The organism is Pseudodesulfovibrio sp. JC047 (genome assembly GCF_010468615.1).
Classification (GTDB): Bacteria; Desulfobacterota; Desulfovibrionia; order Desulfovibrionales; family Desulfovibrionaceae; genus Pseudodesulfovibrio.
The window spans coordinates 1-26,404 of record NZ_WUEH01000033.1; the positions used below are offsets into that span (position 1 = coordinate 1).

Sequence of the window (26,404 nt, forward strand, 5' to 3'; positions counted from 1 at the left end):
CTCTTGGTCTGTTCCCGTTTCTCGGCTTCCAGTCTGCCGATTTCGTAGTAGGCAACCTCGTCCGGGGTCAGCAATTTGTAGCCCGTGCCTTCCAATGCGGCTTCGGCCAGGGCCGGGCTGCCGGTGATCTCGGTAATCGCTGCAAGAAAATGCAGCGGCGTGGGACGATCCTCTTTGGAGGGTGCGGCCCAATTGTTGATCTGATGGACGGATATTTCGTGCCCGGTCAGCCGGGACAGCTCCTCGGCCACCACATCACGCGACAGACCGCACCCCTTGAGAGCCGCGTTCAGGGCGTCTTTGACAGGCTCAAACGTCCGCAAAGAGCCACTTTGCAGCCGTTGTGAAGGCAGGCTGGACATGGGCAGTGTCATTTGCACCATGCGCGTGTCTAATTTTGACCGTCGATTAGACATTGCATCCCTGTCCTGTGGTAGGTATAGAAAGGATCATGAGCTTATGCTCCGATGGCGGTGGCAAATTCTTTGTGGTTGGCAATTTTGCCATGCTTCAACCCGAGAAGAACGGCGGCATTGTGAGATTCGCCGCGAATACCCTTTTTACGACCGTTAAGGAGGTCGCTGACAGTGTTAGGATTCAAGCCGTTGGATTTTGACCACCGAGCAATTGAAAGTCCTTGTTCTTCAAGCTTGGCTCTTGCTTCTTTAGGAGTAAGGAGTCGTGAAGAATTTTTTTCCGATATTTGCCAAGGGGTATCAATAGATACATTTACAAAGGGGGAAATAATACACATGAGATCCTCCACAATTAAGCATTCATGGCAGTGGCGAGTTCCTGATCATTCACGATCTCGCCATCCTTAAGGCCGAGGGTCACCGCGATCCTGTGCGTCTGTCCGCGTGTCGGATTGCGCCGTTTGGCAAGAACCTCATAGACAAGATTCGGGGGGAAGCCATTGGCTACCGCCCACTGAGAAATGGAGATACCTTTGCGTCTAAATTCAGCCCGAACTTCTTCGGAGGTACGAATCATCGGATAATCCTTTGGGTTTTCTTTTTTTGTGTTCGTTTGTGTGAACTCGTTTTTATTTTGTGTGAATTTGTTATGTCCCCAAACGGTCTCTTTGTCAAGAGACTTTTTGGTCTAATGGAGAACAATGCCCTCTGATACCTTAGGTCAGCGGATTACCTGTATTCGAGGTAATATCCGTCAAGAAGATTTTGCCCAACATTGCGGCATAAGCAGGAAAACATTAATTCGCTATGAAAAAAACGAGCGAATGCCTCCTGCCGATTTTTTACAAATATTAATCAAAGATTTTGGAGCTGACCCGCAATGGTTGCTCATGGGGGGGCTTCCCCCAAAAGGACTCAATCCGCGGGAGTCTGCTCTCATTGCCAACTACAGAGCCAGCCCCGAAGAAGGACGTCGGAGTTTGGAAACGACGAGCGCTCTGCTGGCGAAATCGCAGACGGGGAAAAACGTGAAAAAGGCAGGTTAAGCGGTCGGGTGGACCGCTAGGATATTGTATTCGGATGAGAGGGCCAGCTGGTGGGTGGCTATATAAAAATTGAATATATAAAAGTGGAGACACCAATGAAATTGGCCTGGATAGCTTTGGCGGTGTTGTTGGTTGGTTGTAGCAGCCAGCGTGAAATGGCGGATTGCAAAAAGCTTGTCTTTGATTTTGAGAAAAAAATTTTGGCTCAGGATACAACCATGAACACCGCCTATGCCCCTTTTCAGCGGGCTTGTGCCAATCTGTCAGCCTCCAATATACCCGTTACTGCTAAAGCAGCCATTAAAGCAGCAGAACAATGTAATTATGCTATTTATCAAATTGATATCCCGAATAATATCCCGAAAGAATTGAATGATATTTTGGTACAAACAAGAAATTCTGCAGCGGCATCATGTTTTGCCAGAGGAAAAATCGCCGGGAATATTTTATATCAATTAACCAGGGAAGGTAAAAGATACTCGACTGTTGAAAAATTAAGGGCTGAGTATATGAATTTTCATGTCCAAGCGGGTGTAGGACTTAATCTTGCCAAGGAAATGGTAGGACTTACGGAATTGTCCAGCGAACAAGAAAACGGAAATGACCCCGTGTTCACTTTGACCTTGCCCTCGGACACGCCTAAGGAAACCATCAAACTTGTCCGTAATTCCGTTCCTGCCTTTGAAAAGTATCTTCCTGGCCTGTTCAAATATCAGGACTCCATGACATTTCGGGGAGTCGATTCCCATTATCCATATTGGTCTGCCCCTGATTCCGGTCTGCCGGAGGACACGAGCGTGACTTGGCTAAAATTTGTAGTGGCCGACGACGGCGGAACAATTCCAAGTGAATATCGCGCTTGGGGGCACCACATAAAAATAGGTATTGTCGAGTCCGGTGAGGCCCTGGTCTTGCAAAAGGCACAGGCAAAGTCTGTATTTTTAGATCGTCCATTCCCCGCATCGGGGGAGGACTTGGTCATGCAAATTCAATAAGGGGCCTTAATGTGAGAAGCTCCTTTTTTTAGATTAATGGTAAGCGGTCAGGCGGTCCGCTATATGATTGTGCCGGGGTGAGGGTCCTGTGCAGAATGATGGAAACTGTAACGTGCGTTACTGTTTTGGAGGACAAGGAATGGCTATTTTGAAAAAAATGGAAGTTGCTGTGATCAATATTACTACCCACCCTCATACCCCGAAAAAATACGTACAGCTCTTCCGCGACGCATTCAAATTGAAGTATCCCGTAGGCTACCGTGGGGTTGAAAGTTTTATTCTTAATAAACCTATCTCTATTGTAAAAAAGAAGCCCTTAAAGGGCCTTTCTGGACATTTTCATAAATTTACAGAGATAGATACCCACGGTGACTGGCTGAATTTATTGAAACTGGAAGCTGTTACCTCTGAAGACGGTGAGCCGGTTATTAATATTCCAGAAGAGATGAAACCCAACCTTAAAACAGCTCCTTTTGTTTTTTTGCCAAGGGGACACCGTTTATTCTTTCCATCTAGAGATGGTAAAGTCACATTCTCCCCTCAGCTTATTGCCAAATCCTTGATGAATTTATTTTCTCATGAGCAAATCAGAGAGTCATATGGCGATGTCACAGTTACGGTTGAAACAGAAAAAGAAACGATTAATCATATTTTAAAGATTCCAGCGTTGACCAAGCTCTTTGTGGACGTCACTTTGCCAAATCCGGATGATTTTTCAGGAGATGAAAAACATGCGTTAGAGAGAATGCAAAAGCAACACGCACGAAAAATACAAATAGCCTTGACTGGGGCCAAAGCTGAAGGGATCAAACCGGATGCCGACACAAAAGGTTTTATGAAGCTATCTACTTCAAACGGCTATGTAAAAGCGGAAGGATATGATGCAGAATCAAAGAAGGTAGAGAAAAGCACCTCGGATCATCCTGTCGTGTTCGACGATTATTATCCTGCTGAAAAAAGCTCGTTATCCCGTGTAAAGGCTATCGCAAAAAAACATCTTCAGAGGTTCACCAGGCGCAATGAAGCATAATCAGTGTAAACTCAATTTCCTGCTCAGGCATTGGAGGCGGCATTGCCCCAAGGTCCTGCGTATATATTGGGAAGCGTATGGAGGGTGGGCGGCTCTTTGGAAGTCCGCCTATCTCTGGTGCGCTGCGGGCACAACTGTTTTGTGTTTATGTTTCAGGGTTGAATCTTTTCTGTGGGACGAGGCGGCAGTGTCGATCCTCCCGGATATTTTAGGTTTCTCTCTTGGCGGCTATGTAATCATGGTCGGATTCGGTGATACAGAGTTCATTGAAGCTCTTAGAGGAAGAGAGTCTAAAGAAAGTGGCCCGTCAATTTACATGAAGATTAATGCTACATTTGTACACTTTATTGTCGTTCAAGCTATCACCTTGTTTATGGCCTTGGCGTCCAGTGCCATGGGGATATCGGCACACCCCCTTGTCTCTTTGGTTGGAACGTTTTTTTTGTTTTATGCGATAGTGACAATTCTTGCCGCCACATTCGGCGTACTTACTTTTGCAAATTGGTACGATCAAAAACCAAAAGATTAACCTTTAAATTTAATAACATCCAAGGCCACCCAACCAGGTGGCTTTTTTTTACCTCACCCGTTTTAGTAACACCCGTTACAATACACTTTTTTCCAAACCACCTACCGTTGCCTCTCTTGCTCCTTCTAAAGGAGGCGGTCCGGTGGTTTGCTGATTTCTGGCTGGGCCGCCTCCGTAAACTTCAAGCGGAGGCCCGTTGTGAAATTGCCCCGAATGTCCCTGACAACTGTTCTTGCCGTTGCACTGGTTGCAATGGTGGCTTTGATCTCCCCGCAACAACTCGGCGTCATTGTATACAAGGTTGCCCTGGTCGTACTGGCCGGTGTGGCCGGTTATGGCCTTGACCGTGCGCTGTTCCCGTATGCCCGTCCTCACAAGTTCGACATTGACGGCCTCCTTCTGGAGGAAGCCAAAGAGCTGACCAACGATCCCGAAACAGTCATCGTACTTGATTCGGCCAATGAATGGATTCCCTTTGTCGCTGCCCAGCTCCGGCGCGCCGCAATCGTGTGCGCCGCCATGCTCGCCGTGGGGCTGGGGCTGTAATATGTTTCGTCGTCATTTTGATCTGTGGCTGGCGGTCTTTGTTGCCCTGGCCGCGTTGCTCTGTTGGATGTCCTCGGCCCGTGCCCTGGATATCCCCGACCGAGCCTACAAATACCGTTCGACATTAATCCGCTGCGCCCGTGTGGAATGGGGGTTGGCTGCTCCCGTTGCCACATTCGCCGCGCAGCTCCACCAGGAAAGTCTTTGGCGCGCTGATGCAAAATCTCCTGTGGGTGCCGGTGGCCTGGCGCAGTTCATGCCCCCCACGGCCAATTGGCTGCCCGAGGTGGCCCCGCAGGTCGGCAAGGCCGATCCGTTCAATCCGGGATGGGCGTTACGCGCCCTGACCGCCTACGACCTGTGGCTCTGGAAACGCATTCAGGCAACCACGGGTTGTGACCGTATGGCCATGACCCTGTCCGCCTACAACGGCGGGCTGGGCTGGCTTCGCCGAGACGTCAGACTAACCAAGACCTTAGGCCTCAATCCCCGCCTCTGGTGGAAGCATGTGGAGACGGTCAACGCTGGTCGTGCCAAATGGGCCATCAAGGAAAATCGCGGCTATCCTCGCCGCATCCTGTTTTTGCTCGAACCCCTCTACGAAAAGGCCGGATGGGGCAAAGGAGTGTGTCCATGATTTTCAACGCCATGGCACTGGCCGGTGGCGGCTGGAAAAAAGCCGCCTTCGGTTTGGGTGCCGTCATCCTCATGGCCGTGCTTGTGGCCCTGGCCGCATGGCGCGGGTATCGGGCCGGATACGCTGCCTCTGATCTGGAACGGCAAGCCGAGGTGGCCGCGATCCGCGCGAGTCATTCCCAGGCATTGGCGACTGCGGAGGCAACGGCCCGTCAACGGCTGGAAACCGTCACGGCCCACGCCCACAATATAGAACGCCAGTATTTGGCAGCCAAGAAAACTATTGCCAAACAATCCCAAGAATTGACCAACCAAAGGATCGCCCATGCGAGTCAAGACGTTGATACTGCTGATGGCACTTGCCGTTTTGGTCCTGAGTGGGTGTGCGCATACAACGCTGCCCTCGGTACCGATAACAGTTGTGACCCCCTGTCCAGAACCGCCTCCGGTTCTGTTGGAGAAAACGGAACCACCCAGGCCGTTGACACCGGGATACTTCAGGGAGGTCCGGCAGTGACCCCCGAAGATATTTTAGCCCATGCCCGAGACTATGGGCAATGGGCTCGCGCCATGCAAGCTCAGTGCAACGCGCTTATTGATTGGGCCACCGGACTTCAAGCAAAAGAGGTCCGACCATGAGTGTAGAGACCTCCGTCGTATCCTTTCCCGTGTGGCAATTGACCAGCATGGGCATAACCGTGCTGCTTGCCTTTTTCGGCTTTGTCTTCACCATCTGGAAAACCGTCACCGCTCTCCGTGATCGTGATGCCAAGGATGCAAAGAAATGTGCGGCCAAGGCTGTGGCCAAGGCCAATGAAAACGAGAAAAGTATCCTCGGCCTGCGGGCCGAATTGCCCATCGAATATGTCCGGCGTGAAGACTGGATACGTAATCAGACCATCATCGAGGCCAAGCTGGACGGTCTTGCCGACAAACTAGACAACCAGGGAGGATGCCGTGGTTGATCCCGCACGCGTCCGGCGCGAACACATGCGCTGGGTACTCATTCTCACTCTGAATAACGCCCGCCCCATGGGGTGCCATGACTCCGTTGCTTTGGCGACTATCCAGGGCGTCTACCCCGATGCAACCGAATTGGAAGTCCGCCGCGAGCTGGATTACCTGGCCGAACGGGAATTGATCGATCTGGACAAGAAACCGGACGGCCGCTGGATAGCCAAGCTCAACCGCCTTGGCGTTGATCTGGCCGAGTACACCATTGATTGCGAACCCGGCATCGCCCGGCCTGAAAAATACTGGTCGTAGCCATGCCGCGTCGCTCTGCCGTTGATATGCTCCCCAAAGAAGTCAAGGAATGGCTCGACCGTGCCTTGGCCGATGGGGGCTTTGCCGACTACCGTCTACTGGCTGATGAACTCAAGGACCGTGGATTCGAAATCTCCAAATCGGCCGTCCATCGGTATGGTCAGAAGTTTGAAGATCGCCTCGCTTCGCTCAAGCTGGTGACCGAACAGTCTCGTGCCATTGTCTTGGCCAACCCCGATGATGACAACGCCATCAATGATGCCCTCATGCGTCTGACGCAGGAGAAATTATTTGGGATACTTATGGAAATGGAAGTCGATCCGTCTAAAATCAACATGGCCGGTATTACCCGTTCAATTGCAGAATTAGGCCGTGCTTCTGTGACTCAAAAAAAATGGATGGCTGAAGCCCGTGAACAGGCTCGTAAGGAAGCCGAAGAACAAATGGTAAAAGCCGTTGAAGAAGCAGCCAAGAAAGATGGCGGTAAGACTTCTGCCGAAGATGTCCTCTCACACATTAAAGCCATCTATCGAGGTGAAGCATGAGCGGCATTCTTCATCCGTTTCAACGTCAGTGGGTGGACGACAAGTCCCGTTTCAAGGTGGGCATGTTCGCCCGCCAAACTGGCAAGACGTTTTCCTCAACACTGGAGATTGCCGAGGACATCATTGAGCATGATATCCGTAAGGAGCGGTCACGTTGGGTCATTCTGTCACGCGGCGAACGGCAAGCAAAAGAAGCCATGGATGAGGGCTTGAAGCTGCACCTTCGCGCTTTGGGAACGGCTTTTGAGCATTTTGAGGAAGATTCGGGGTATCGCTATGAAGACGGTTCCAGCATCAAATCGCAAGAAGTCATGCTCAATAACGGTAGTCGAGTTACGGCACTGCCTGCCAACCCGGATACGGCTCGCGGGTTTTCCGCCAATGTCTTTCTGGATGAATTCGCCTTCCATGCCGATTCGCGCAAGATTTGGTCCGCACTTTTCCCCGTAATATCCAAGCCTGGCCTCAAACTGCGTGTGGTTTCCACGCCGAACGGAAAAGGGAACAAGTTCTATGAACTGATGACTGATGCCAAGCTGGGCAAAGTCTGGAGCCGCCATAACGTTGACATTTATAAGGCTGTCGAACTCGGCCTTGACCGCAATATTCAGGAACTTCGGGACGGAGTTGGTGACGACGATGCGTGGGCCCAGGAATATGAACTCAAATGGCTTGACGAAGCCTCGTCTTGGCTTTCCTACGACCTCATCGGCGGCGTTGAGCATGAACGAGCTGGCATCCCGGCCAACTATACCGGCGGTCCGTGTTTTGTCGGCGTCGACATCGGCATCCGGGGAGACCTCTTTGTCATTTGGGTATTTGAAAAAGTCGGCGATGTGCTCTGGACCCGTGAGGTCATTGTCCGCAAACGTATTTCATTTGCCGAACAGGATCGGCTTCTTGATGAAGTCTTTGCCCGATATCACGTTGTGGCCTGTCGCATGGACCAGACTGGCATGGGTGAAAAACCGGTTGAAGACGCCAAACGACGCCATGGTCAAGTGCGAGTTCAAGGAGTCCTGTTCAACCCGGCCACCAAGCTCTACATGGCCTCGCTTGGCAAAGAGGCTTTTGACGACCGGACGCTCCGTATCCCGCTTGGTGACACCCCATTAAGAAACGACCTTCATAAACTTCGTCGAGAAAGCACCCCGACCGGGTCGCCTCGCTTCGTAGCGGAATCTGACGCATCGGGGCATGCCGACCGTGCTTGGGCATGTTTTCTCGGTTTGGCCGCGGCCGATGCAGGGCAAGAAGTCTTCGCCTACGAGGGAGTCTCCAAACACGCCCCCAATGAAAATCACGACAGTATTGAACGACCCGTGCGGGTGACCGCCGGATTCAGCCGAGGTATTATCTGATGTCCAAGACTCCCATCCTTTACGATCATCGAAACCGACCCATCGTCAAATCCGAGCTACGGCAGGAACACGCCGCACCGTCACTGACCGGCGTCCGTTCCATTTGGGACAGTGGCTCCATTGCCCAGGGATTGACCCCGCAACGCCTTGCCCGTGTCCTCCGGGACGCGGCCGAGGGTGATGCCAGAGAATATCTGTTGCTGGCCGAAGAAATGGAAGAACGGGATATGCACTATGCCTCGGTCATGGGGACACGGAAACGTGCCGTGGCCGGGATCGACCCCACGGTCATTCCCGCCAGCGACGATAAAAAGGATATCGAGATAGCGGACGCTGTCCGGGCCTTGATCGAAGAACCTGAATTTCCCGGTTTGATTACCGATCTTTTGGATGGCCTGGGCAAAGGTTATTCCGCGTGTGAAATAATGTGGGAACTGTCCGACTCCAAATGGACACCCAGGAAATACGTCTGGCGCGATCCCCGCTTTTTCGTCTTTGACCGTGAATCCAGACAAAAGCTCCGCCTTCTGGAAGATGGAGCCACATTCGAAGGGGTACCGCTCCCGCCATTCAAGTTTATCGTCCATATGCCGCACCTGAAATCGGGCATTCCAATCCGCTCCGGTATTGCTCGGCTGGCTGCGGTCAGTTGGATGTGCAAGGCGTATTCTTTGGCCGACTGGATGGCCTTTGCCGAGGTCTTTGGTATGCCGCTGCGCCTGGGCCGATATGGTCAGGACGCCACGGACAGGGATAAGGAAATACTCAAGATGGCCGTGGCGAACCTGGGTACTGATGCGGCCGCGATCCTGCCCGATTCCATGCGCATTGAATTTATTGAAGCGGCAAAGTCCGCAGGCGGCCCGGAGTTGTTCCCGCGCCTTGCCGAGTTCCTTGATCGTCAGATTTCAAAGGGCGTACTGGGTCAGACCATGACCACGGATGACGGTAGTTCTCAAGCTCAGGCCAACGTGCATAACGATGTACGGCTCGACATTAAGAACGATGATGGCCGACAGGTTGGGGCCACGGTCAACCGCGATCTGGTCAAGCCGTTTGTGGATCTCAATTATGGGGTTCAGGCTCGATACCCGCGTGTCAAGATCAAGGAAGAAGAACCCGAAGATATCAAAGCTTTGGCCGATGTGCTTGCCAAAGTGGTACCACTCGGCAATATCGGCATCGAGGCTCGGGCGGTCCGTGAAAGGCTCGGCTTTCCAAACCCGACCGAAGGGGCGGAGTTGATCGGAACCGTTCCGACTTCGTCACCGGCCATCAACCGCGCCATCAATCGGGCCGGAACAAGCCGAATCGACCCGGACGCCGAGTTGAATCAACTTGCTCAGGAGGTCATGGACGAGTGGGAAGAGATTCTCGACCCGATGGTCAATCCCGTACAGGCATTGGCTGATCGATGCGCTGATTTTGAGGAGTTTCAACGAGGCCTGAGTGATTTGGTTTTGTCCATGGATGATGAACGATTCATTCAGTCCCTTGCAGCGGCCAGCTTCAAGGCGTGTGGCTTGGGCGACGTCGAGGGCTAGACCATGGCAGTAAAGTTCGTAAGGCGTCCTCCCAAGGAATCCCTGGAATGGTTTCGCGCCAAAGGCATGAAGCCGGGGTTTGATCACCGCGATGTCTGGCGCGAGGAACATGCCACCGCATTCACCGTGGCCAAGGCCACCAAGATGGATATTCTGAAAGACATCCGCTCCGAGGTGGATCGCGCTTTGGCCGAGGGACGGACCTTCCGCGACTTCGCCAAAGATTTGAAACCCACACTCCAAAAAAAAGGATGGTGGGGCGAGAAGGAAATGGTTGATCCTCTGACCGGGAAAAGGCGCACGGTGCAGCTCGGCAGTACGCGACGCCTCAAGATTATTTATGAGACCAACATGCGCACGGCCAGAAGTGCCGGGCAATGGGAGCGCATTCAACGCACCAAGTCCGGCCTGCCGTATCTCTTATATCAACTCGGTCCGTCCAGGGAACACAGGCCAGAGCATGTTTCCTTTCACGGTCTGTTGCTGCCGGTGGATGATTCCTTCTGGGCAACTCACATGACGCCCAACGGCTGGGGCTGCAAGTGCCATGTCCGGCAGGTCTCCAAGGCTGAACACGACCGGCTGAAACGCAATGGAGTTCGGGCGCCAGCGCCGGAGCAGGTCATTAACCCGGAAACCGGGCTGCCCACCGGACACAGGGTGCAATCAAGCGTTCCGGTACGAACCGAAGCCCCGGCACTCAAAAGCCGTGAATGGGTGAATAAACGAACCGGTGAAGTGCATCAGGTGCCGTTTGGCACTGATCCGGGTTGGAATTACAACCCCGGACAAACGGGACGCCTCAACAAATCCCTTGAGTTTGCCGGTGACAAGATGGCCATGGCTGGCGGCGAGGCCAGTGCCATATCCAAAAAACTCGTGTTTGAAACTCTGGGAACTTGGGCCGAATCACCAAAGGCCAATTTCCCTATCGCGGTTATGAGCGAGGCAGACGCCGCACGGATCGGAGGCGGGACGCGGCTGGTTCAGTTCTCGCCGGAAACCTTGGAAAAACAACTCAAGCGGCATCCGGAACTGGCTTTCGAGGAATACACCTTTGTCCAAGACGCGATTGATTATGGCGAGACGATTCAGGACGGCGCACGGACTTTGGTCTATCTGCTTGAAGAAGAGGGCTATGTCTCGGTGGTCAAGGCCACCAAGTCCGGTAAGGCCCTGTTCATGACATCCTTCCGGCGCTTGTCGTCTGACGTGGGCAAGCGGGATCGGGAGATTATCCGCCTGCGTAAAAAGCAAAAGTAAAACCCCTCGCCGAGGCAAGGGGTTTTACTTCGCTGGCTGGCAGGGCCTCCCACCCGGTTAAACCGGAAACCCTGCATAGCACTCCGGTGCAAGCACCGTGTTACGGCCGGGAGAATCATCACCGTGTCGCAACCAGCTTGAAATCATAATACGCATTCACGGTGGTCACGTCAAACCGAAGGCGCAAAATTTGCCCTACAACGCATTTCGCCCCTCTGCGGTGTCCCATCTATAGAATTTCTAGAGAAAATGCGTACACGGGCGTTCATGAATCGTTTTGAACGCCGTTGATCGCCTGCATCCGCCAACGTTTTGTCACCCTTTGACCATCCCCATCTGCAAACCCCATCGATTTAGTAACGTCTGTTACAGGACTTGCTCCTGTCCGCCTGCCATGCTGTCGCCATGAAACATCTTCTCTTAGCCCTCAATGTCGAGCTGTCCGCCGTTGTTCCCGAATGGGTCGAACTGATTCCAGCTGGCCCCGTGGTCAAGGGACGCGATGACCGTGAATGGAAATTCGGTGACTACGAAATGTTCCATGTCCTGAATCGGTTTGAGTTCTTTGATCTGGATGTGGTCATTGATCGTGAGCACGCCACAGAACTCAAAGGGGTGGCTGGCGAGGAAGCGCCCGCTGCCGGTTGGATCAAGGAGCTGGAAGATCGAAACGGCGCTTTATGGGGGCGGGTGGAATGGACGCCTCGCGCCCGTACCCAGATCGAAAACCGTGAGTACCGCTACCTCTCTCCCGTTTTTTCCTACACCAAGGAAGGCCGCGCGATCCGTGTCCTGGAATCCGCAGGTCTGACCAATAAACCCAACCTTCGCCTGACCGCGTTGAATCGGCAGGCGGCAAACATGGAGGAAGACACCATGAAAAAGGCATTGTGCCGTCTGCTCGGATTGCCGGAAACGGCATCCGATCAGGAGATTCAAAACGCTGTTTCCAAACTCAAGGGAGATTTGGATACGGCAACCAACCGGGCCATGCCCGAAGAATTGCTTTCCATCCTTGGCCTCGAAAAGGATGCCGGTACCGACAAGATCGTAGCCCAGGTCAAGACGATGATTGGCGACGACAAGGCCATGAACAACATTCAGGGCCTCGGTGCCAGCCTCGACCTGACCAAGTACGTGCTCCGATCGGATTACGATCTGGCTATCAACCGCGCTGAAACGGCCGAGTCCGAGGTCAAGGAACAACGCGAGGCCGACCTCGAAGGAAAGATTGGGACCGCCGTCAATTCGGCCATCAAAAACGGGAAAATTGCCCCGGCCAGCAAGGACTTCTACGTGTCCATGTGCCGCAAAGAAGGTGGCCTGGATGAATTCCAGAAATTTGCCGATTCCGCGCCCCAGGTCATCGAAGACCCCAAGCTGCCCAATGAACCTGAATCCGGCAACGGTTCTCTGTCCGATGACCAGAAAGCCATGTGCCGCAACCTTGGCATTTCCGAAGAGGATTTCGTCAAGTCCCTCAAGGAGGACAAGTAAATGTCCCTGACCGCAGACCGTAATACCAACATGCGCGACGGTGAACTCTTCAAGTTCCCGGTCGCTGCCGCCGTGATCATTTTTGCCGGATCCATGGCTGCCTTGAACGCCGACAGCAATCTTGTTCCGGCCACGGCCACGGCCGCGCTCAAAATCGTGGGCCGCGCCGAAGAAGCCGTCGACAACCGTAACGGCGCAGCTGGTGAGCTGGATTGCGAAACCCGTCGCGGTTGCTTTTGCTACGCCAACAGTACCGGCGGCGATGAGATCACGCGCGCGGACATTAACGCCACCGCCTATGTGGTGGACGATGAAACCTTGGCCAAAACCGATGGCACCGGCTCCCGTCCGGCTGCCGGAACCATCATGGACGTGGATGATCTCGGCGTCTGGGTAAAAATCTAGGAGACTCGACATGATTATTAATCATGGGACTCTGAATGCCCTGTTCACGGGCTTCAAGACCATATTTAACAAGGCATTCGAAGGGACGCCCAGCGATTGGGAAAAATTGGCCATGATCGTGCCGTCCTCCACTTCTCAGGAAGTCTATGCATGGCTCGGTGCCACGACCGGCTTTCGCGAATGGCTCGGCGACCGCGTCATTCAGGCGCTCAAAAGCCACAAATTCACCATCGTCAACCGGACCTTTGAAAACACCGTTGGCGTTCCCAGGGAGGCCATCGAGGATGATCAGTTGGGCGTTTACAACCCGATGGTTGCCAACCTTGGCTATGACACTCAGACCTTTCCCGATTTGCTGATCTTCGGTCTGCTCAAGGACGGATTCACCGGCCTTTGCTATGACGGCCAGCCCTTCTTTGATGCCGATCACCCCGTCTACGATCCCGAAACAAAAAAAGAAGTCAGCGTATCCAACGTGCAAGCCGGTTCTGAAGCTCCGTGGTTCCTGTTGGATGTTTCCCGGCCCGTAAAACCGATCATCTTCCAACAGCGCCGTAAGTTCGATTTCGTCTCCATGACTGACAAGAAAGACCGCAACGTCTTCATGCAGAAGGAATATGTCTACGGCGTGGATGGCAGATGCGAGGCCGGTTATGGCCTGTGGCAGATGGCCCATGGCTCCAAGGCCCCGCTGAACACGACCAACTACAAGGCCGCTCGTGCCGCGCTCATGTCCATGAAGGGCGACAATGGCAACCCGCTGGGCATTCGTCCCACGCTGTTGGTCTGCGGCCCCGGTAACGAAGGAAACGGCCTGGAAGTTCTCAAAGCCGAACGTGATGCCAACGGTGCAACCAATGTCTACCGCGACACCGCCGAGCTGCTGGTCACTCCGTGGCTCGCTTAATGGAGGGCTCTATGAAGTTCATTGAGATTACCTCCAAGCGTGAAGGTTTCCGCCGGTGCAACGTGCGCCACTCTACTACGACCTCCCGGCATGAGCACGACAGATTCACTCCCGACGAGTTGAAGACGCTTAAAAGCGACCCCCAGCTCATTGTCGTGGAGGTCGAGGAAAAAATAGCCAAGTCCAAAGTCGAAACCACGAAGGGCCCGCTTTTCGAAGCACCACCCATGGCAACCAAGCCGGAAAACGCTGGCGAGCTGACCGAGGCCATTGTCAAGGCCATCAGCGAGCTTGACGAGACAGCCGACTACACCATCGCTGGTACGCCCCGCGTGGCCGCTCTGGAAGAGAAGCTCGGTTACGGCGTCACCGGCGAAGAAGTGACCACCGCCTTTGAGCAGTATAAAAAGAAGGACAACGATTGATGGCCTACGCCACCACTCAAGACATCATAGACCGGTACGGCGAGGATCAACTTTTGATCCTTGCCGACCGGGACGGTGACGGCATTGCCGATGAACAGGTAACGGGCCGGGCCATTGCGGACGCTGATTCCGAAATCGATCTGCACCTGTTTAAGCTCTATGACTTGCCGTTGGCGGCCGTCCCGTCCGTCTTGGTTCAGGTCGCCGTGGATATCGCCATTTATAGAATGTGCAACTCCGACGCCCTGGTCACCGAAGAAATTCGTCGCCGCTATGAGGATGCCCGGTCGATCCTGCGTCGGATTGCCAAGGGCGAAGTACAGCTCGGATTGCCCGAACTCGAAAAATCCTCTGGCGCGGCGTCTTCCCCGGCCATCGTCAACGGGCCGCCCCGTGTGTTTAGCCGCAAGCCCGGCGGTGGATTGCCATGAGCATGGATATTCAGGTTTCAATGGACAGCCTGCACCGACTGGCTGACCGGATTGCCCAACTCGGCGATATGGACACCCGCCCGCTCATGGACGAGCTGGGCGCGGCCGTCGTCTCCCAGACGCAGCGTCGAATTGATTCTGAAAAAACAGGCCCGGACGGCGCGCCCTGGGACCCGTGGTCCGAGAGCTATGCCAAGACCCGTCATGAGGGGCATAGTCTGCTCATCGCCTCTGGAGACCTATCCGATTCCTTGGAGCATATCCTCGGAATATCCGGTGATCACGCTGAAGTCGGGTCCAATTTGGTCTATGCCGCTGCCCAGCAGTACGGCCTGGACATGAGCGTGATTGGCACCCATCGCCGGATACAAATTCCGGCGCGGCCTTACCTCGGTATTTCTACCGAAAATGAAGAAGACCTGGTTGCCCTGGTCGATGACTTTGTCGATCGTAAACTGCGGGAGATGTGATGAGTCTGGAAACTCTGCGCACCGGCATTGTCAACAACCTTGACGCCATAACCCCCGACAACGTGACGTGTGATTCACACGGCGGCCGTTTCGATGAAAAGGAATTGCGACGTGTCTCGGCCAAGGCTCCGGCGGCCTTTGTGGCCGTGCTCGGTTTTAGTGATCTGAAAGAATCCAGCGGGGCCTATGAGGCAATCGTGAGTTGGGGAATTTTCGTTGTGGCCAAGGACATGCCAAAGGCTCCCCGTGATCTGGTTGCGTTGTCCATTGTCGATGTACTGGCCCGGCACGTTCCTGAAAATACCTGGGACATGGATACCGTTCTGGGAAAGCCCGAGAGCGTCCGTGCGGACAATCTTTTTGCTGCCTCCATAGACAAAATCGGCGTGGCCATGTGGGCCATTACCTGGCGGCAGCACATGCAGCTTGGGCAGTCGTCCACCGCGGCTCTCGATATTTTTGAAACCTTTGATGCCAAGTACCCGGTTGGGACCGATGCGCCCGTAGCCGAGGACAAGGTCAACCTGCCTCAAACCGAGAATTAGGAGGAAATCCCCGTGGCCCAGAAGATACTTTACCTGAAACCGACGAAGGGGCGTGTCGTGCGTAATCCGCGCGACAACAAAGCTTTGCCCGAACACGGCAAGGCCGTTCCTGCCGTCAGTTATTGGACCCGCCGATTACGCGACGGCGATGTGGAAACGACCACGGCCCAGGCCGTGAAGAAGGCCGAAGACGCGTTGGCCAAAACTGCCAAGGAGGAATAGGCCATGCCTGTCAGCTTCAACCAAATCCCGGAGAATCTTCGGGTGCCGCTGGTTTATATCGAATTCGACAACTCCCGTGCAGTCAAAGGCACTCCGGCCGTCGAGTACAAAATGCTTGTGCTCGGTCAGATGCTTCCTTCCGGCTCCGCTGAAGAGGCCACACCCGTTCGCGTCCTGAGTGCGGACCATGCCATTGACCTCTTTGGCCGGGGTTCCATGCTGGCGGCCATGTTCACGGCCACCAAGAAAGCGGATCGTTTCATGGAAACATGGTGCATCCCGCTCAAGGATGATGCCGCCGGAGTCGCCGCGACCGGCACCATTGATTTTACGGGGGCCGCCACCGGTACCGGCGTTCTCAATTGTTATATCGCCGGTCGAAAGGTCCGGGCGTCCGTCCCGGCGCTGGCCACATCCGCGGAAGCCGCCACGGCTTTGGTCGATGCCATCAACGCCGATCTTGACCTTCCTGTCACGGCCACGGTCGCGACAGGAACCGTGACGTTGACCGCACGGAACAAGGGCGAATGCGGCAATGATATCGACATCCGTTTCAACTACTACACGGGCGAAGTTTATCCCGCCGGGTTGAGCGTTGCCGTCACAGCCATGACCAACGGCGCGGCCAACCCCGATATCACCGACGCCATTGCCGGGTTCGGCGACGAGTGGTGGAACGGTATTGTTTCTCCCTGGACTGACGGCAGCAACATGGTGGCTTTGGAAGCCGAGTTGCTGGACCGCTGGGGACCGACAAACATGAAAGACGGCATCGCCTACACCGCCATTCGCGGCACCCATTCGGAATCCGCGACCTGGGGCGATGCTCGTAATGGTCATCTGGGAACCACGATGCCCACCGGTGCGTCTCCCACGCCGCCGTGGATATGGGCCGCCGTTTATGGCGTTGTCGCGTCCGGCTCCCTGTCCATTGATCCGGCCCGGCCGCTCCAGACGCTGGTCTTGCCGGGCATCATGCCCCCGACCCAGGGCGAGCGCTGGACCATGGAAGAACGCAACCTCCTGCTATATGATGGCCTGTCCACCTTTACCGTCGACTCCGGCGGTCTTGTCCGCATCGAGCGCGCCATTACGACATATCAAAAGAATGCCTATGGCCTGCCCGATCCGAGCTATCTGGATGTCACCACACCGGCCACGCTCAGTTATATCCGGTACGCGACCCGCGCACGAATCACGCAGAAGTTCCCGCGCCACAAGCTGGCCGATGACGGAACCCGCTTGGGTCCCGGTCAGGCGATTGTCACCCCGTCCATTATTCGGGCCGAGCTGCTTGCTCTGTTCCGCGAGCTCGAGACAAAGGGATTGGTGGAGAATTTCGACCAGTACAAAAAGGGGCTACTCGTGGAACGTGACGCTGACGACCGCAACCGTGTCAACGTTCTGAGTCCGCCCGATCTTATCAACCAGCTCCGCATTTTTGCCGAGCAGATCCAGTTCATTCTGTAGGAGATAATCATGTCCAACAATCCCAACCAGATTACCGGCAAGGCGATTATTCGCTTTGACGGGCGCGAGTACAAAACGGCCGATGATGCGTCTCTGCAACCCGGCGGCGTTAAACGCGAGCCGGTCAAGGGGGCTGGCAAGGTCCATGGTTTCACCGAATCCACGGTCGAGCCGGAAATGGAATGCACCATCTATCACACCAAGGAAACATCCCTGGCCGAAATTCAGGCCATCGACAACGCCACCGTGATCTTTGAAACGGACTCCGGCGCACGCTGGGTCCTGACCGGTGCATTCGTGCTTGATGCCCTGAAGCTCAAAACCAAAGGCGGCGAATGCCCCATCAAAATGTCCGCCATTACCTGCGAGGAGGATTAATGCCACTCACTGAAACCATATCTTTGACAACGCCTGTCACGATCGGCAAAGACGACTGTCACGAAATCGTGTTGCGTGAAGCCACGGGCGGAGATGTCATCGAAGCCCAGGAAGAATCCGAAAAACTGGTCATGACCGCTGACGGCCCCCAACTCGTTGCCAGCCCCACGCTGGTCGGCATGGGAGTGTTACGCCGTCAGGTTGTCAAAATTGGTAACGTGGATGGCCCCGTTGATTTGGTCACGCTCAAGCGCCTGTCGGTCTATGACTTGAATCAGGTGCAACTCAAGGCCGACGCCATGGATGCGGCCACGGAAGCCGAAGCCCTGAAAGCTCGGACGGCGATGCGGGGGCGAACTGGCGAGCAGGACGGCTGACATTGAGCGGCTGGTCCTGCGTTTGGCCAGAATGACGGGATGGTCCGAAGCGGAACTGCACGGGCTGCCCCTTCGACGAATGATCAGATACTTTCAACACCTTGGGACATCATGAGCAACTTGCGAACATCCGTTATCCTGGATCTGGCGGGCAACCTTCAGAGTAAATCCAGGAGTTACTCCAACGCCATCACCAATATGGCCAAGCGTGGATCGCGCAGCATGCAGATGTTGCGTCGGTCCACACTGGCCGTCGGGCGTGGCATGGATTCCTTGGGGAATAAATATACCGCCATGGTCTCTGGAGCCGCCGGTGTTGGCACGGCCAACATGTTGATGGGATTGCAAAAACGGTACACCCGTTTGGGCATCCAGGCCTCGGCATCCGCAGAAAGAATGGACGAACTCAAACAACGTATCTACGAGACCGCCCAAGCACCGGATATTCGAGTTGATCCAAGTCAAATCATATCGGCCATTGAGACTATTGTGGAACGAACCGGTGATCTCAAATTTGCCGAGGACAATATCCACAATATCGGCGTTGCCATTCAGGCAACCGGCGCGGCAGGACAGGATATCGGCGGTTTGTTGGCTGAACTTCAAAAGCAGGGAATCACGTCTTCGGAAGCTGTACTCCAAACCTTGGATACATTGACCGAGCAAGGTAAAATGGGCGCATTTACCTTGCAAAATCTCGCATCACTCGGCCCGCGCGTAGTCACGGCTTATACTTCTATGGGGCGGTCTGGTCCCAAGGCCATGAGAGAGATGGGAGCGGCCTTACAAATGATTATGCAAGGGACCGGCGTGCCCGAAGTGGCGGCTACGGCCTTTGAAGCAACTCTACGGACTTTGAGTGATCCAAGAAAACTCAAACAATTGCATAAACTGGGCCTACAAATTTTTGATCCGGAAAAGCTTGAACAGGGCAAGCGCGTTTTGCGCCCCATCAATGAATTGATGCAGGAAATTATCGTCAAAGTCGGCGGCGACAAGGTTAAATTGGGCCGCTTTTTCGATGCTGAAGCCGTCCGTGCTTTCAATCAGGCCAACTTCGAATTTTTGAAGAGTGGACAACTCGACAGCCTAAGTAAATTCATGGACGTACAAGGCGATGGTTCAAAGCTAATGGAAGATTCAGCCCGTGCCGCTGACGATGCGGCCTCATCCATGACCGCACTGTATACCGCCTGGTCCAAGTTTGCGGATTCCAATTTGACAGGCCCTATTCAAATGGCCGCTGATGCACTCAATGCTATGGGGTCCGAGGGTGCGGATACGGCCATGTCCGTGCTGGGATACGGCGCAGCAGGGCTGGGCGCATTGGTTCTGGGCCGAAAGGCATACACCGGAACACGATCCCTTTTCGGACGAAAAGGCGGCGTTAACAACGCGGCCGCCGGTCTTGGTGGTATGAAGCTTCCCTTGCCGGTTTATGTTGTCAATCGGCAAATGAGCATGATGCCGGAAGAATACGGCGGCGGTTGGCAAGGTGACTCCGGAAAGTCCGGAAAAAGCAGCGGGCGATCTCAAAAACGCGGCGGCTGGCTTCGTCGAGGCTCTAAATTTCTCGGCAGACATCGTGGCCTTTCCAGAGGTTTGGGCGGAGCGGGTGCGGCTATTGCCGCCGTTGGTTCCGTGATCGATGTGGCAGACATCATGACCGACGAATCACTCACAAGTTCCCAAAAATGGGGCCGCACGGCCCAAGCCGGTATATCCACCGCTGGCAGTGTCGGCGGCGGTGTGCTTGGCGCAACCATAGGGTCAATCATTTTGCCCGGGGTCGGCACGGCAGTCGGTGGAATGCTTGGTTCCATGGCTGGTGGTTGGGTCGGTGACGTTGTGGGTGATTGGTTGACCGAACCGGATACACCGAAACAACCCGAAGCAAAAATGCGCATTGAAATCAGTGAAGACCGTACAAGGGTGACTGAAATGGACGCCCAGGGCATGGAACTGGACGTTGATTCGGGCCTGTATATGGCGGGAGTTGGACGATGAGCTGGAAAGAGCAACTGAGCGACGCGAGCTTCCGAGGCAAGCCCTTTTTCGTCAAGGATCACACCCTGACCGGCGGTCGCCGGATCGTGTTGGACGAATTCCCGTTGCGCGACGCGCCCAACACCGAAGACTTGGGGCGTAAAGCGAAATTGTTCAGCATTGAAGCGTATGTTCTGGGGCCGGATTATATGAAGGCTCGGGACGTGCTTATCGAGGCGCTTGATGCCTATGGCCCCGGCGGACTTGTTCACCCGTATTTCGGTTCCCGCACGGTTGCCGTGCAAGAGTGGCGTGTCCGGGAAACCACGGACAAGGGTGGCATGGCCACGTTCTCTATATCCTTTTGTGAGGCAGGTAAAAATCCTCAACCCGACGAAACCGTTGATACGTCCTGGGCCGTCAAAAAAACATCAGTTGCGGCGAAAACGTCTGCAAAAGATAATTTTTTAGAAATGTTTGACATCAAAGGACCGGAGTGGATTCGGCTTGAGGCAAAGGGGCTTGTTCATTCAGCACTTGATTCTGTGTGGTCTGTCATCGATCACGCATCAGTGCCTCTTGAGCTCGCCAGATCAGTCGCTTCAAATATTTCATCCATTCGATCCGAACTGTCATCCTTGATAAACATGCCTGGCGCATTGGCTGATCGTCTTATGGGTGTGGTTTCCAATTTGTATCCTGGCAATTATGCAGCGTTATCCTCTTTATTCAGCATACCGGATACGTTGACCAATAGTTTTCTGGGGTTTTTTCATAGAAAGACAGATCACGCGGGTACCGCGCATACGCATGTCAAACGGGACCGGCCCTTCCCGAGTGTCTCTGACCCTATTGTCCTGACCAAGGACCTTTTTTCCTACTCCATACAAGCCCCAGCAGCATCACCCCAGTCCACAATGGGAACCAAGGCCGTCAAAAATGCCGAGGCCGTGTCCGGTCTGATTCGGCGTGCGTCCATGACCGAAGCGGCCGTTGCTGCTTCGGTCATGACCTTTGATTCTTTCGATGATGCCCAAACTGTCCGCGACGTCCTGGCCAACAGCTTGGAAGATGAAGCCGCCACCGCGACCGATCCCGTTTATCTGTCCCTGACCGATTTGCGAGTGGCCGTGGTCAAGGATTTTGCCAGTCGCGCTGGTCTGCCGAGGCTCACCTCATTTGTTCCGGCCGAAACATTGCCCTCATTGGCGTTGGCCCACACGATTTATGGGGACGCGACCCGTTCCGATGAAATTTGTACACGCAACAAGGTTCGACACCCCGGGGCCGTGCCTGGTGGCGTGAAATTGGAGGTTCTGACCAATGACTAACCCGGACGTGCGCCTGACGATCGACGGCCGCGAATTCGGCGGCTGGAAGCGGATAACCATTCGGCGAGGCCTGGAGCAACTGGCCGCAACCTTTGAACTCGGGCTTAAGGACCGTTGGTCCGGGCAGGACACGGTGCGTCCCATCAATCCGGGGGCCGCCTGTACCGTAAGCATTGACGGGACACCGATCATCGCTGGTCATGTGGATGACGTTGCCATCGAATATGATGCCAAAAGCCACGGAATCACGGTCTCGGGCCGTGATAAAACCGGTGACCTGGTCGACTGCTCGGCACCCTCGACACAATTTTCCGGCAGAACTCTGGCCGAAGTGGCCGAGGAGTTATGCAAACCATTTGGAGTAGGCGTCAAGGTGTCTACCGACGTAGGCGGCTCGTTTTCGCGCCTGAAGAACAACGAAGGTGACTCCATATTTGAAACCCTGGAATCCGCTGCCCGGATACGGGCGGTGTTGTTGCTCTCCGACGGGCTTGGCAACCTCGTCATTGACCGGGCCGGAACGCGGCGAATTAAAACACCTCTTGAGCTTGGCGAAAACATTCTGAAAGCCAATGGCAAAACCTCCCACAGAGATCGATTCAGCCGCTATCAGGTCAAGGGCCAAATGTCCGGCACCGACGAATGGAATACCGAAGCCGCCGCCCACCCCATGGGCACGGCCAAGGACGCCGCTGTCAATCGTCATCGCCCCCTGACTATCCTGGCCGAAGAACAAATCGACGAAGCAGCGGCCAATGACCGCGCCGAATGGGAGAGAAATGTACGGTTCGGCCGAAGCAAGCGGGTCAATTACACGGTGCGCGGTTGGTTCCATTCCGGGGGACTTTGGCAACCCGGCTTCATCGTGCCGGTCCGTGATTCATATCTTGGCATCAATGAAAATCGTCTGATTGTGGGCGTTGACCTGATGCTGACTGAACGGGGCTTCACCACGGGGCTTTCCCTTCTGCCACGCCAAGCCTTTGACCGTATTGAACTGCCTGAACCGGGAGAGGAACAAGCATGGTGATTCGCGCCCTTGAAAAGATGCTCAGACCTATCCGACGCAGGCTGACGCTCATGGTCTCCAGGGCCGTATTGGTCATGATTGATGATGACACGACGCTCCAGGAACTCCAGACCCGGATTCTCGGCGAGGAACTCCTTGATAGCCTTGAACGCTTCCAGCAGTACGGCTTCACCTCTGTTCCGCACCAAGGAGCTGAAGCCATAACCCTGTCCGTTGGTGGTCATCGATCCCACACCGTTGTCATCAACGTTGACGATCGCCGTTATCGACTCAAAGGCCTTCAGGGCGGTGAAGTAGCTCTCTACACGGACGAGGACACGAATGAAGGAGGCTGCCGTATCGTACTCAAGCGGAATAACATTATCCAAATGCGCGCACGGGAATTGGACCTTGAGGGATCGGAGCGTGTTCGAATTGCGTCCTTGGGAGAGTTGGAATTGCATGCCGGAACACGCCGTGAAACGGACGTAGCTGGTTACGGCGAAGCTCTGATTTTTAAAAACGGAACATGGCATACCGATACATACCATGAAGGTTCGACTTTTGTTGCAGGGACAGAGCGTGGAATTCAGCCGCCGGAGGTAGATTAGATGGATGCCGGATTGATCTGGAAAGAGATGGGCGCAGACCTGGCTCTGGAAGACTTACAGCTCGTCCGCGACGATGGTCTGAAAACCGCTGTCATTCTCTCCTTGTTTGTGGACCGCAGGGCCAAGGCCGACGATATCCTGCCGGACAACTCCGGTGACCGGCGCGGTTGGTGGGCGGACGCCTACCCGGATGTCATGGGGGATGAAATCGGTTCCCGTTTGTGGCTGCTCAGCCGCGAGAAATAACTCCCGTCCGTCCGGATGAGAGCCAGGGAATACGCCCAGGAAGCCCTGGACTGGATGGTGGAAGACGGCGTTGCCGAGTCCGTATCCGTTGAAACGTGGTGGGTTCGCACCGGCGTTCTTGGCTTGTTGGTCAGGATCGTTCGTCCGGATGCTCCCGCCCTTGATTATAAATTCGAGTATCTTTGGGAGAAAATGTAATGCCTTTTGACCGTCCGAGCCTCAAGGATCTGATCAATAGGAGCGTGGCCGACATCGAAAGCCGTCTTGACGGGGCCGATGCCAGCTTGCGCCGAATGCTGCTGAACATCCTGGCCAAGATGCAAGCGGGGTCCGTGCATGGTCTCTATGGCTATCTTGATTGGATTGCCTTGCAAGGGATGCCGGACACGGCAGAGACCGAACAGCTTGAGCGTTGGGCCTCCATTTGGGGCAAAAATCGCAAGTCGGCGTCAAAGGCCTCAGGCACGGCAATATTCACCGGCACAAGCGGCAGCGTGATCCCGGCCAACACCTACCTGAAGCGTAACGATGGTTTTGAATATGAAACCATGGCCGAGGCCGTAATTACCGATGGTTCGGCGATAGTGTCCATTGAGGCCGTTCAGGCTGGTGTGGAATCCAATACGTCGGTTGGAGCGGTGCTACGGTTGCCCTCGCCGGTTGCCGGTATCCAAAGTACGGCGATTGCCAGCGAGTTGGCCGGAGGCACTGACGTTGAAAGCGACGATGACTTGCGCGGCAGGTTGTTGGCGAGAATTCGTCAGGCCCCACATGGCGGAGCTACCTTCGACTATGTGCAATGGGCGTTGGATGTCCCCGGCGTAACCCGCGCGTGGGCATATCCGCGCGAGTTGGGAGACGGCACTGTGACCGTGCGAATCATGACCGACGGCCTGACCATTGATGGCATCCCGGCTGCTGAATCCGTGGCGGCGGTGCAATCCTATATAGATAATGTACGGCCCGTAACTGCCGAGGTGATAGCTGTAGCTCCCGTGGCTGTGCCCATGAATCCGCAAATCAACCTAACCCCCAACACAGCCCCCGTCAGGGCGGCGGTCACCGCCGAGCTGTCCGACCTGTTACGCCGTGAGGCCATACCGGGCGCAACTATCCTGGTCAGCCATTTGCGGGAAGCCATATCCATTGCCATGGGCGAAACAGACCATGCGTTGCAGACACCCGCAAACAACATCACCCATTCCACCGGACAAATCGCCGTACTTGGCACCATTACCTGGGGAGACCTGTAATGGCCATGACACCCGAACAATATCAGGCCCAGCTTTTGGCGCTGGCTCCGCCCGGTGCGGCCCTGCCGACTGACGCGGATAGCGTATGGTCCATGCTCCTGCTGGCCATGGCCGATGAACTGTCTCGCGTTGACGGCCGCACCGATGACCTGTTGACCGAACTCGACCCCCGGACGTCACTTGAACTATTACCCGATTGGGAACGCGTTTGCGGCCTGCCCGGGCAATGCTCCAGAGCTTCAGCAACAATTCAGGAACGCCGTGAGGCGGTCCATTTGGTTCTTACCGCCCAAGGCGGTCAGAGTCGCGCCTATTATGAAGAAGCGGCCGCCACAATCGGCGTACTCGCCGAAGTGGAAGAGTTCAGACCATTCCGGGCCGGTCATTCCTCGGCCGGTGATGCCCTGACCAATGGACCGTGGACGCATACCTGGTGCATGCGCGGCCCGAAAGAAACCATAAAGCCTTTTACCGCTGGCGGAAGTTCCGCTGGTGATCCCCTGGCCAGTTGGGGCAACAAACAGTTTGAATGTCAGATGTCACGGATTGCCCCGGCCCACACCTTGTTAATCTTTGCATACGGAGAGGACTGATGAAACGAATTGATAACGCAACAGCAACCGAGAACAATCGGTTCACCGAAGGTAATCCGGCTCAAGGGATTCCAGCCACTGTGGTCGATGCCAAATGGTTGAACTCGGTACAGGATGAAATCATGAAGGTGATCGAAGCTGCCGGGCTGGAACCATCCGGAGCCGAATTGACACAGCTCTATGATGCCATTGTCTCCATGATCCCGACGGATTTAACCCCGCCGGATGCCGCCACCGCCGTCAAGGGAATTCTTAAATTAGCAACGCCGTGTGAAATACAATCAGGGACAAATGACACTAAAGCAGTCACCCCAAAAGGGTTACTTTCCATTTTCAGCACGCCCCATGCTTGGACAGCTCAACAGTATTTGCCAGAGGAATCCATTACCATCAAAGATGGTTTAATTGTATGGGATTTAGATAAAGTACAAACAGCAACGGTTACTTTGACTGAAGATGTCACCTTAGCCTCTCCCCTCAATATGAAGGCTGGTGGACTTTATACCTTCCGCGTAAAACAGGATACAACAGGAGGAAGAACTCTTTTTTTTGACGCTGCCTACAAAGGGAATATTCCGATCTTACCCACCGGGGAAAATGCGGAAATCATCTATCGCTGGTATTGTACAGGCTCGGCAATGATTTGTTTGACAAAGCCTGAGTGGTCTTCTTCGTTGGGGAGTACCGGATGGACACGCACTCCAAACGGGCTGATATTGCAGTGGGGTGTCGGCACAATAGATTTATCCAACCAGGCATATAAGACTATACCCGTGGTATTTCCAATTGCATTTCCGACAGCTTTAATCTCATTCTTTGCGATAGCTATCGAACCAGGTACTATCATAGTCCAAGGAGGTCTCTTCTCCGCTTCATCTTCCGGCTGTGAAATTAAATTCTCTGATGTTGATGTTAACCCAAAAAACTTCACCTGCACATTTCGATGGTTCGCCATCGGTTATTAGGAGGACACCATGATTTTCTATAGTCGAAGTACAGGCGGATTTTATGATTCAAATTTTCATCCCACAATTCCTAGTGATGCCGTAAAAATCACAGATGCAAAATATC

The 26,404-nt window shown here is 54.5% G+C and carries 34 protein-coding genes and 1 pseudogene; 32 read left to right on the plus strand and 3 right to left on the minus strand.

The window, feature by feature from the left end:
* The 3 genes from GO013_RS15725 to GO013_RS15735 all read right to left on the minus strand — a co-directional run.
* Positions 1 to 383, minus strand: a 383-nt coding sequence (locus tag GO013_RS15725) for a hypothetical protein (RefSeq protein WP_163812814.1), incomplete at its 3' end; no start/stop codon positions are given.
* 74 nt (positions 384 to 457) lie between these two features.
* Complete coding sequence (locus GO013_RS15730; protein WP_163812817.1) at positions 458 to 754, minus strand: DNA-binding protein; 297 nt, start codon at positions 752 to 754, stop codon at positions 458 to 460.
* A 14-nt stretch (positions 755 to 768) separates the two neighbouring features.
* The gene (locus GO013_RS15735; RefSeq protein ID WP_163812819.1) at positions 769 to 993 is read right to left on the minus strand and encodes a DNA-binding protein; all 225 of its coding nucleotides are present in this window, start codon (positions 991 to 993) and stop codon (positions 769 to 771) included.
* Between the two features lie 124 nt (positions 994 to 1,117).
* On the opposite strand from GO013_RS15735, the gene GO013_RS15740 reads away from it, so the two are divergent.
* The 32 genes and pseudogenes from GO013_RS15740 (at position 1,118) to GO013_RS15895 (ending at position 26,298) form a co-directional block, all read left to right on the plus strand.
* Positions 1,118 to 1,462 (plus strand): helix-turn-helix transcriptional regulator, encoded by a 345-nt coding sequence (locus tag GO013_RS15740; RefSeq protein WP_163812821.1) that lies wholly within the window; start codon positions 1,118 to 1,120, stop codon positions 1,460 to 1,462.
* A gap of 95 nt (positions 1,463 to 1,557) precedes the next feature.
* Positions 1,558 to 2,457 (plus strand): hypothetical protein, encoded by a 900-nt coding sequence (locus tag GO013_RS15745; protein WP_163812823.1) that lies wholly within the window; start codon positions 1,558 to 1,560, stop codon positions 2,455 to 2,457.
* 139 nt (positions 2,458 to 2,596) lie between these two features.
* Positions 2,597 to 3,487 carry a DUF4747 family protein gene (locus GO013_RS15750; RefSeq protein WP_163812824.1) on the plus strand — a complete coding sequence of 297 codons (891 nt, stop codon included), beginning with the start codon at positions 2,597 to 2,599 and terminating at the stop codon, positions 3,485 to 3,487.
* A 187-nt stretch (positions 3,488 to 3,674) separates the two neighbouring features.
* Complete coding sequence (locus GO013_RS15755; RefSeq protein ID WP_163812827.1) at positions 3,675 to 4,016, plus strand: hypothetical protein; 342 nt, start codon at positions 3,675 to 3,677, stop codon at positions 4,014 to 4,016.
* Positions 4,017 to 4,214: 198 nt separating this feature from the next.
* A complete protein-coding gene (locus GO013_RS15760; protein ID WP_343219585.1) occupies positions 4,215 to 4,562 on the plus strand; it encodes a putative holin in 348 nt (115 codons plus the stop codon).
* 67 nt (positions 4,563 to 4,629) lie between these two features.
* Positions 4,630 to 5,199, plus strand: coding sequence for a transglycosylase SLT domain-containing protein (locus GO013_RS15765; RefSeq protein ID WP_239057919.1), 570 nt, complete (start codon positions 4,630 to 4,632; stop codon positions 5,197 to 5,199).
* A complete protein-coding gene (locus GO013_RS15770) occupies positions 5,196 to 5,837 on the plus strand; it encodes a hypothetical protein (RefSeq protein WP_163812831.1) in 642 nt (213 codons plus the stop codon). The genes GO013_RS15765 and GO013_RS15770 overlap by 4 nt, the downstream gene beginning before the upstream one ends.
* Positions 5,834 to 6,163 carry a hypothetical protein gene (locus GO013_RS15775; protein ID WP_163812812.1) on the plus strand — a complete coding sequence of 110 codons (330 nt, stop codon included), beginning with the start codon at positions 5,834 to 5,836 and terminating at the stop codon, positions 6,161 to 6,163. Before GO013_RS15770 ends, GO013_RS15775 begins: the two co-directional genes overlap by 4 nt.
* Entirely contained in the window at positions 6,156 to 6,464 is a 309-nt protein-coding gene (locus GO013_RS15780; protein ID WP_343219586.1) for a hypothetical protein, read from the plus strand. Before GO013_RS15775 ends, GO013_RS15780 begins: the two co-directional genes overlap by 8 nt.
* Positions 6,465 to 6,466: 2 nt before the next feature.
* The gene (locus GO013_RS15785) at positions 6,467 to 7,009 is read left to right on the plus strand and encodes a DUF3486 family protein (RefSeq protein WP_163812833.1); all 543 of its coding nucleotides are present in this window, start codon (positions 6,467 to 6,469) and stop codon (positions 7,007 to 7,009) included.
* Positions 7,006 to 8,370 carry a terminase family protein gene (locus GO013_RS15790; RefSeq protein WP_163812835.1) on the plus strand — a complete coding sequence of 455 codons (1,365 nt, stop codon included), beginning with the start codon at positions 7,006 to 7,008 and terminating at the stop codon, positions 8,368 to 8,370. Before GO013_RS15785 ends, GO013_RS15790 begins: the two co-directional genes overlap by 4 nt.
* Positions 8,370 to 9,914: a DUF935 domain-containing protein gene (locus GO013_RS15795; protein WP_163812837.1), complete on the plus strand. Its 1,545-nt coding sequence runs from the start codon at positions 8,370 to 8,372 to the stop codon at positions 9,912 to 9,914. The genes GO013_RS15790 and GO013_RS15795 overlap by 1 nt, the downstream gene beginning before the upstream one ends.
* A 3-nt stretch (positions 9,915 to 9,917) precedes the next feature.
* On the plus strand, positions 9,918 to 11,177 hold the full coding sequence (locus GO013_RS15800) for a phage minor head protein (protein ID WP_163812839.1): 1,260 nt from the start codon (positions 9,918 to 9,920) through the stop codon (positions 11,175 to 11,177).
* Positions 11,178 to 11,582: 405 nt separating this feature from the next.
* A complete protein-coding gene (locus GO013_RS15805) occupies positions 11,583 to 12,674 on the plus strand; it encodes a phage protease (protein ID WP_163812841.1) in 1,092 nt (363 codons plus the stop codon).
* Positions 12,675 to 13,079, plus strand: a complete 405-nt coding sequence (locus GO013_RS15810) for a hypothetical protein (protein WP_163812843.1) — start codon at positions 12,675 to 12,677, stop codon at positions 13,077 to 13,079.
* Positions 13,080 to 13,089: 10 nt separating this feature from the next.
* Positions 13,090 to 13,986: a Mu-like prophage major head subunit gpT family protein gene (locus GO013_RS15815; RefSeq protein ID WP_163812845.1), complete on the plus strand. Its 897-nt coding sequence runs from the start codon at positions 13,090 to 13,092 to the stop codon at positions 13,984 to 13,986.
* 11 nt (positions 13,987 to 13,997) lie between these two features.
* Positions 13,998 to 14,411, plus strand: coding sequence for an HI1506-related protein (locus GO013_RS15820; RefSeq protein WP_163812848.1), 414 nt, complete (start codon positions 13,998 to 14,000; stop codon positions 14,409 to 14,411).
* Complete coding sequence (locus tag GO013_RS15825) at positions 14,411 to 14,842, plus strand: DUF1320 domain-containing protein (RefSeq protein WP_163812850.1); 432 nt, start codon at positions 14,411 to 14,413, stop codon at positions 14,840 to 14,842. The genes GO013_RS15820 and GO013_RS15825 overlap by 1 nt, the downstream gene beginning before the upstream one ends.
* A complete protein-coding gene (locus tag GO013_RS15830) occupies positions 14,839 to 15,312 on the plus strand; it encodes a phage virion morphogenesis protein (RefSeq protein ID WP_163812852.1) in 474 nt (157 codons plus the stop codon). The genes GO013_RS15825 and GO013_RS15830 overlap by 4 nt, the downstream gene beginning before the upstream one ends.
* Positions 15,312 to 15,857, plus strand: a complete 546-nt coding sequence (locus GO013_RS15835) for a hypothetical protein (RefSeq protein WP_163812854.1) — start codon at positions 15,312 to 15,314, stop codon at positions 15,855 to 15,857. Before GO013_RS15830 ends, GO013_RS15835 begins: the two co-directional genes overlap by 1 nt.
* A gap of 12 nt (positions 15,858 to 15,869) precedes the next feature.
* The gene (locus GO013_RS15840; protein WP_203529670.1) at positions 15,870 to 16,079 is read left to right on the plus strand and encodes a DUF2635 domain-containing protein; all 210 of its coding nucleotides are present in this window, start codon (positions 15,870 to 15,872) and stop codon (positions 16,077 to 16,079) included.
* Positions 16,080 to 16,082: 3 nt separating this feature from the next.
* Entirely contained in the window at positions 16,083 to 17,549 is a 1,467-nt protein-coding gene (locus GO013_RS15845; RefSeq protein WP_163812856.1) for a phage tail sheath subtilisin-like domain-containing protein, read from the plus strand.
* A gap of 9 nt (positions 17,550 to 17,558) precedes the next feature.
* Entirely contained in the window at positions 17,559 to 17,927 is a 369-nt protein-coding gene (locus GO013_RS15850) for a phage tail tube protein (RefSeq protein WP_163812857.1), read from the plus strand.
* Entirely contained in the window at positions 17,927 to 18,304 is a 378-nt protein-coding gene (locus GO013_RS15855; RefSeq protein ID WP_163812859.1) for a phage tail assembly protein, read from the plus strand. Before GO013_RS15850 ends, GO013_RS15855 begins: the two co-directional genes overlap by 1 nt.
* Positions 18,305 to 18,415: 111 nt before the next feature.
* A complete protein-coding gene (locus GO013_RS15860) occupies positions 18,416 to 20,311 on the plus strand; it encodes a tail tape measure protein (protein WP_163812861.1) in 1,896 nt (631 codons plus the stop codon).
* Entirely contained in the window at positions 20,308 to 21,621 is a 1,314-nt protein-coding gene (locus tag GO013_RS15865) for a DNA circularization N-terminal domain-containing protein (RefSeq protein ID WP_163812864.1), read from the plus strand. The genes GO013_RS15860 and GO013_RS15865 overlap by 4 nt, the downstream gene beginning before the upstream one ends.
* Positions 21,614 to 22,651 carry a phage baseplate assembly protein gene (locus GO013_RS15870; protein ID WP_163812866.1) on the plus strand — a complete coding sequence of 346 codons (1,038 nt, stop codon included), beginning with the start codon at positions 21,614 to 21,616 and terminating at the stop codon, positions 22,649 to 22,651. Before GO013_RS15865 ends, GO013_RS15870 begins: the two co-directional genes overlap by 8 nt.
* The gene (locus GO013_RS15875) at positions 22,645 to 23,241 is read left to right on the plus strand and encodes a phage baseplate assembly protein V (RefSeq protein ID WP_203529671.1); all 597 of its coding nucleotides are present in this window, start codon (positions 22,645 to 22,647) and stop codon (positions 23,239 to 23,241) included. Before GO013_RS15870 ends, GO013_RS15875 begins: the two co-directional genes overlap by 7 nt.
* Positions 23,242 to 23,268: 27 nt before the next feature.
* Positions 23,269 to 23,685: pseudogene (locus GO013_RS15880) on the plus strand (phage GP46 family protein).
* Positions 23,685 to 24,740 (plus strand): baseplate J/gp47 family protein, encoded by a 1,056-nt coding sequence (locus tag GO013_RS15885; protein ID WP_163812867.1) that lies wholly within the window; start codon positions 23,685 to 23,687, stop codon positions 24,738 to 24,740. Before GO013_RS15880 ends, GO013_RS15885 begins: the two are co-directional and overlap by 1 nt.
* The gene (locus GO013_RS15890; protein ID WP_163812869.1) at positions 24,740 to 25,333 is read left to right on the plus strand and encodes a putative phage tail protein; all 594 of its coding nucleotides are present in this window, start codon (positions 24,740 to 24,742) and stop codon (positions 25,331 to 25,333) included. The genes GO013_RS15885 and GO013_RS15890 overlap by 1 nt, the downstream gene beginning before the upstream one ends.
* Positions 25,333 to 26,298, plus strand: a complete 966-nt coding sequence (locus GO013_RS15895; protein ID WP_163812871.1) for a hypothetical protein — start codon at positions 25,333 to 25,335, stop codon at positions 26,296 to 26,298. The genes GO013_RS15890 and GO013_RS15895 overlap by 1 nt, the downstream gene beginning before the upstream one ends.
* Positions 26,299 to 26,404 lie beyond the last annotated feature (106 nt).